The following is a 5,957-nucleotide window of genomic DNA, read 5'->3' as shown; positions in this document are numbered from 1 at the left end:
CGCAATTTTTTCTTGTTCTTGCTTCTCTTTTACAAGTTGTTGCTTCTCTTTTTCGTTTTCTACAATTAGTTTCTCCTTTTCATTTTTTTGAGCCCCAATTTTATTATTATAAACAACTAGTTGATTTGTTTTTCCTTTGATTTCTTCTCCTTGCATTTTTCTATAGCTAGCATATTGTTTCATGTACTGTGCTCTTTTATAAGCTTGCAAAAAGTTTTGAGAGGACAATAAAAACATGGCTCGGCTTTGCTCTGAACGGCTTTTATATGACTTTACAATCATCTCAGCATAGTCTTTTCGTAATTGGTCCAAATCACGGTTAAGTTGGTTTATTTTTAACTGATTGGTATAAATATCGTTACTCAAGAGTTTGGTTTGTTTCTCAGTAGTCTTAATTAATTTTTCTTTTAACCCGATTTTTTCTTTTTGAATTAGTAACTGAGTAACTATTGATTTTTCTTTACTTTTTACGGATTGTAGTAATTGCTCTTTCTCTTGAATTTCAAGTTGAATCTTTGCCTTTCTTTCTTCCAATTGTTCTTGTGTTGTGGGTTGACTCCACATTGGTGTAGCTAAACAAAAAAAGAGTAGGAATAAAAAGATTTTTGGCATAATAGGGTAAAATTTGGCAATTCTATTTTATAAAAATTCTATCGTATCCATTAGGAACACTGTAAGGAAATGAAAGGTCTTCGTTTAATGTAATTGAATTATAATCTATTGAAATTACTGTTTTTCCTTTCTTTTGCACTGCATTTATAAACAAATTTGAAGGTAAGATTGAGTTAGTATACTCCTGAAAATTAGAATAATTAACTTCAAACATTCTTTGTTTTTCGGCTTGAACTATTTGTTGTTTTTTTAGCAAATATTTTTCTGTTTCAAAGGAAAATGATTTTTCTGTATTATTCTCTATATTATTCAATTTATAAAATTTGTCTATTGAAACAGTGGTATAATTTGCTTTTGTCATATCATCAATAGGTTCGCCAAGTAACATGTTTTGTATTTTAATAAAGTCTAAATCGGTTCCAAGCCATTGACTCAACGATTGGTAATCGCCTTCAAAATAGGTGCCATTAATTTTTTCATAATACTTCACTTGACTAGGAGTTATCAAAGCTTTCGCCATGGTAATTCCAAGAAAACGAATGCTTACTAAAATCTTTTCGTCTTTTTTTATTTTGATTTCGGCGGAAACGTTTTGTGACTGATTATCATCTTTATATTTCGCGCTTGATCTTATGTATAACGTAGAAAATTCGTTTTTATTATCGTAATGATTTTGAATTATTTTTTTTGAACTCATTATTTTTTCATTTGCTGAATCGTCCTTTGTTGTGTTTGTATCAACAAGCACTGCTTTTGACTTACAAGACAGTAATAAAACGAATACCAACAAGTAGCTCCAGTTTTTCATTATTTTTTTTGCTTTTTTATAAGTTCATTTGCTTTGGCAAAATACTTTTCTTTCTTCTTCATATCGCCCAATCCATTATAAGATTCTCCTAATTGTATGTTGAAATTAATTTCCAAAGCCGCATTGTCTATAACAAAATCCAAGCCAGTTTCAAGAAACTCAGCTGCTTTCTTATAACTACTCAACTGATTGTTAGCCAAACCAGCATAATAATAAAACTCAGGTTGGGTTGGGAAAAGTTGTGATAAATCATCAGCTTTTTTGGATAATACATCAAACTGTTGTTTCTCGGTGAAAGCTTGAAGTAACAAAAGCTGTGTCTCTATATCGTCTTCGGCATTTTTTAAATGCATTTCAAAATACTTGATGGCTTTATCCCAATTGGCTTTTGAATAATAAAATTTTCCTATTTCTTTAGCCACTTTCACCTCTTTATCGTTATCAAAATAAGAAATGGCTTTGTCTAAATCGGTTTCGTATTTTGGGTTATTTTTAGCAAAAATTAAAAATTCATTCAACATTCGATGTTTGATTTTTGGATCTATTTTTTTGCTTGGTAAAACGATATTCATAGCTTTCACGGCATTGTCTCCGTCATTATTATTCAAATGAAATTTAAACAAGCTCACTTGTGCCCAATCAGAAGTTGGGATAGCTAACTCTAATTTTTTAGCGATTTCTAGCGCTTTCTCCTCTTGATTGCTTTGTGAATACAAATAAATTAAGGCAACATAATTGGACTCTTCTTTTGGATTTTTTTTAATTTGTTCTAATAAATTATTCTTTTCCGCCGATTGATATTTGGCATCTTTCAGAATTTCTGCCTTATACAATTCCCGTTTATCCGATTTTCCCATTTTATCATTCAACTCATTGATTAATTCTAGGGCTTTGTCAAACTGTTGCGTATTCATATACAAAGACACCAAGTCTTCTTTATACTCTTCTTTGAATTCAATTAGCTTTTCAACTATAACAATGGATTGATTATAATCACGCGTTGCATAGCAAACGTCATACATTCCAACCCAAGCCCAACGGTTTTTGGGATCCATTTGGGTTACTTTTTCAAAATTGTCGTAGGCGTCTTTATATTTTTTTTGAGATAAATAGTTTTTCCCTAATTCAAAATAAACAACCGCATTATTTGGCTCTAGTTCTTTGCATTGTTGAAGAGCATCGATTGCTCTATCATAATTTTCGATGCTTTTTTGCTTTAAAGATTCATAAAAATAATTTTGAAATTTATTGTCCACAGCAGCCACATCTTGAGGTTCTGTTTGAGCCAAAAGAAAACTAGGAATTAAAATCATTCCAAAAATCCAACAATAATTTTTTATTTTTTTCATTATTCTAAAACGGAATAATCTCCGATACTGACGCTAGTAAAATCACCATCAAAACTAGCGTGATTTCCTATCATGGCATTATCTAAATGAGCATTTTTTATGTGAGCATGTGTTTGCACTAAACTATTTTTTATACTACTGTTTTGAATATGACATCCATCACCTAAAGACACGTTTGGTCCAACAGTGGCATTAATTAAAACTACATCTTTCCCAATGTAGCAAGGAGGAATTATGATTGAATTCTCCAATTTTACATCATAATCTACCAAGTGTTCCCCATCGTTGTGCAAAAATCCTAACATTCTACTATTGGTTTCCACTGTAACGTCTTTGTTTCCACAATCCATCCACTCATCGACTTTGCCAGGCACAAATTTCATGCCTTTTGCCATCATCTGCTTGATACCATCGTTAATTTGGTATTCGCCACCGTGAATAATGTTGTTGTCTAAAACATATTGAAGTTCGTTTTTTAATACGGCTACATCTTTGAAATAATATATTCCAATCACGGCAAGGTCAGAAACAAACTCCTTGGGTTTTTCTACCAATTCAATAATTTCTTCCTTAGTATTTAGGTTTACTACGCCAAAAGCTTCGGGTTGCTGCACTTGTTTAACCCAAATTACACTATCGGCAGTTTTATCTAAATCAAAATCAGCACGAATTAATGTGTCTGCATAAGCAATAACCGCTGGTCCGCTCAAAGAATCTTTGGCACACATAATGGCATGACCCGTTCCTAATGCTTCATTTTGATAGTAAATCGTTCCTTTTGCTCCTAATTTTTGAGCAATGGCAATCAAATCTTCTTCTACTTTTTTACCAAAACTTTCGTGAATGATGAAAGCCACTTCATCTATTTTCTGATTTAAAACTCCGGCAATATCTTCTACCAATCGGTGAACGATTGGTTTTCCTGCAATGGGAATTAATGGTTTTGGGATGGTTAAAGTGTGTGGTCTTAATCTGGAACCGCGACCTGCCATGGGTACTATTATTTTCATAAGCCTCCCCTATCCCCTCCAAAGGAGGGGCAACCTACTAGGGTAAATAGGATTTTAAATTTATATTTTTAATTTCTTACTGCATTTTTAAGTTTTGTAATTCCCCCTTTGGGGGTTAGGGGGCTTTTACTTTACTCCCGTTGAACCAAAACCGCCTTCTCCTCTAGAAGTTTCAGTTAATTCTTGTGCTTCAATCCATTCAGCACGTTCGTGTTTGGCGATGATTAGTTGTGCTATTCTTTCGCCGTTTTCTACAACAAAATTTTCATTGGATAAATTTACTAAAATCACACCAATTTCTCCCCGATAATCGGCATCGACTGTTCCTGGTGAATTGAGAACGGTGATTCCTTTTTTGGCAGCTAATCCGCTTCTTGGTCTTACTTGTGCTTCGTATCCAATTGGTAACTCAATAAAAAGTCCTGTTTTAACGATGACTCTTTCTAATGGTTTTAATTCTATTGGTTCAACCAAATTAGCTCGTAAGTCCATTCCAGCTGAAGCAATGGTTTCGTAATTGGGTAATTCGTGTTGCGATTTGTTAATGATTTTTATTTGCATATTCTATGTTTTGCCACAAAGTCACTAAGACTCGAAGGTTATTTATTTTTTCTTTTAATGATTTTAAGTAAGGTTTCTTTTTCGTTGCGATAAATAAAATATAAAAATAACGATAGTAAAACTAGCTTAACTAAATAATTTTCTCTTAAAATTGGGATATAAAACGAAATAGCGGAAAACAAAATCGTAATTCCTAAGTATTTCAAAATAACATTCATTTCATAGGGAATCGGATAGTTTTTTTGACCTAACTGATAGGAAATAATCATCATGCTGCCATAAGCAGCAATAGTCGCAATTGCTGAACCGTAATATCCTATTTTTGGAATTAAGATAAAATTCAAAGCTAAAGTTACAATTGCCCCAACAATGGAAATATAAGCGCCCACTTTTGTTCTGTCTATAATTTTATACCAAACGGATAAATTGGTGTAAATTCCCAAAAAGAAATTGGCTAAAACAATTAACGGAATCACTTTATCAGCAACCCAATAACTTGGATTGGGCACTAAAAAATATTTTAGCAAATCAGCAAAGGCAATGACAAACAAACAAATAAAAGAACCAAAAATAACAAAGTATTTAGTGATTGTAGCATAAGTATGTTGTGCGTTTTCATTGCTCGCATGGCTAAAAAAGAACGGTTCAATACCTAAACTATATGCCGTTCTGAAAAGCACCATGAACATACCGACTTTGTAGCACGCAGAATATGCTCCAATATCTTCTTTGGAAACATGTAATTTTTCTAATAAAATTTTATCAAAATGCTCGTTAATGGCAAAGGCAAGTCCAGCTATTAAAATTGGGAACGCATAATCAATCATTCTTTTCCATAGTTCGAAATCGAATTTCCAATTGATTTTCAAATAATCTGGTGAAAGGATGACAAAAGTTAGCAAACTGGCAATTAAATTGGCCACAAAAATGTAACCGACTTGAAAATTTTCAAAATAAATGGTGTTGAAAAAACCATCTGGATTTGAGTTTGCCAATTGAGGTAAAAGCAATAGGAAAAATAAATTTAATAGCACATTTATTCCAACATTGCCTATTTTAATGGCAGCATAAACCATTGGTCTTTTTGTTGCCCTTAATCTTGAAAACGGAATAATAGCTAAAGCATCTAATACTAATATCCAAATGGTATAAGTGACGTACTCAATTTTTACACCAGACCAATGTGAGAGAGCATTTCTATACAATAAAGCTAACCCTAAAAAGGCGATTGAAGTCCAAAATATCGAAACTGTAGATGTAGAGATTACTTTTTTCTTATTTTCTTCGGTGTTAAAAAAGCGGAAAAAAGCGGTTTCCATACCATAAGATAAAATCACGTTGAAAAACACAAGCCAAGCAAAGACAATAGATACATCAGCAAATTCTTGTTTGGGCAATTGGTCAACATACAATGGATTCAGCAAAAAGCTAATCATCCGCGGTAAAACCGTGGCTAATCCGTAGATAAGTGTTTGTTTAAAAAGATTTTTATATAAACTCAAGGTGCTTTTCGTTGATGAAACAAAAATAGGTTTTTATTGGATTATGAAAATCCATTTTTATCAATAGTTTTGATAAAATGAAAACCGCGGGGTTCATAACCTTGATTGTAATAAA

Annotated in this window: 6 protein-coding genes; all 6 read right to left on the bottom strand. The window is 32.5% G+C overall.

Annotated elements, in window-relative coordinates:
* The coding region (locus ACK5ON_RS12530) for a murein hydrolase activator EnvC family protein (protein WP_409823062.1) at positions 1-612 on the bottom strand (612 nt) is incomplete at its 3' end.
* A 22-nt stretch (positions 613-634) separates the two neighbouring features.
* On the bottom strand, positions 635-1,420 hold the full coding sequence (locus tag ACK5ON_RS12525; RefSeq protein ID WP_409823059.1) for a DUF4292 domain-containing protein: 786 nt from the start codon (positions 1,418-1,420) through the stop codon (positions 635-637).
* The gene (locus tag ACK5ON_RS12520; RefSeq protein WP_409823056.1) at positions 1,420-2,769 is read right to left on the bottom strand and encodes a tetratricopeptide repeat protein; all 1,350 of its coding nucleotides are present in this window, start codon (positions 2,767-2,769) and stop codon (positions 1,420-1,422) included. Before ACK5ON_RS12520 ends, ACK5ON_RS12525 begins: the two co-directional genes overlap by 1 nt.
* A complete protein-coding gene (locus tag ACK5ON_RS12515; RefSeq protein ID WP_409823053.1) occupies positions 2,769-3,779 on the bottom strand; it encodes a sugar phosphate nucleotidyltransferase in 1,011 nt (336 codons plus the stop codon). The genes ACK5ON_RS12520 and ACK5ON_RS12515 overlap by 1 nt, the downstream gene beginning before the upstream one ends.
* Before the next feature lie 126 nt (positions 3,780-3,905).
* Positions 3,906-4,340 (bottom strand): dUTP diphosphatase, encoded by a 435-nt coding sequence (dut, locus tag ACK5ON_RS12510; RefSeq protein WP_409823050.1) that lies wholly within the window; start codon positions 4,338-4,340, stop codon positions 3,906-3,908.
* A gap of 38 nt (positions 4,341-4,378) precedes the next feature.
* Positions 4,379-5,842 carry a polysaccharide biosynthesis C-terminal domain-containing protein gene (locus ACK5ON_RS12505; RefSeq protein ID WP_409823047.1) on the bottom strand — a complete coding sequence of 488 codons (1,464 nt, stop codon included), beginning with the start codon at positions 5,840-5,842 and terminating at the stop codon, positions 4,379-4,381.
* Between the last annotated feature and the right edge of the window lie 115 nt (positions 5,843-5,957).

The organism is Flavobacterium sp., from assembly GCF_046317795.1.
GTDB lineage: Bacteria > Bacteroidota > Bacteroidia > Flavobacteriales > Flavobacteriaceae > Flavobacterium.
This window is presented reverse-complemented; position numbering and strand designations above follow the sequence as displayed.

Excerpts from the sequence above, each read along its gene's own strand:
- ACK5ON_RS12525 (WP_409823059.1), bottom strand. The coding sequence starts at position 1,420 with ATGAAAAACTGGAGCTACTTGTTGGTATTCGTTTTATTACTGTCTTGT.
- ACK5ON_RS12520 (WP_409823056.1), bottom strand. The coding sequence starts at position 2,769 with ATGAAAAAAATAAAAAATTATTGTTGGATTTTTGGAATGATTTTAATT.
- ACK5ON_RS12515 (WP_409823053.1), bottom strand. The coding sequence starts at position 3,779 with ATGAAAATAATAGTACCCATGGCAGGTCGCGGTTCCAGATTAAGACCA.
- dut (WP_409823050.1), bottom strand. The coding sequence starts at position 4,340 with ATGCAAATAAAAATCATTAACAAATCGCAACACGAATTACCCAATTAC.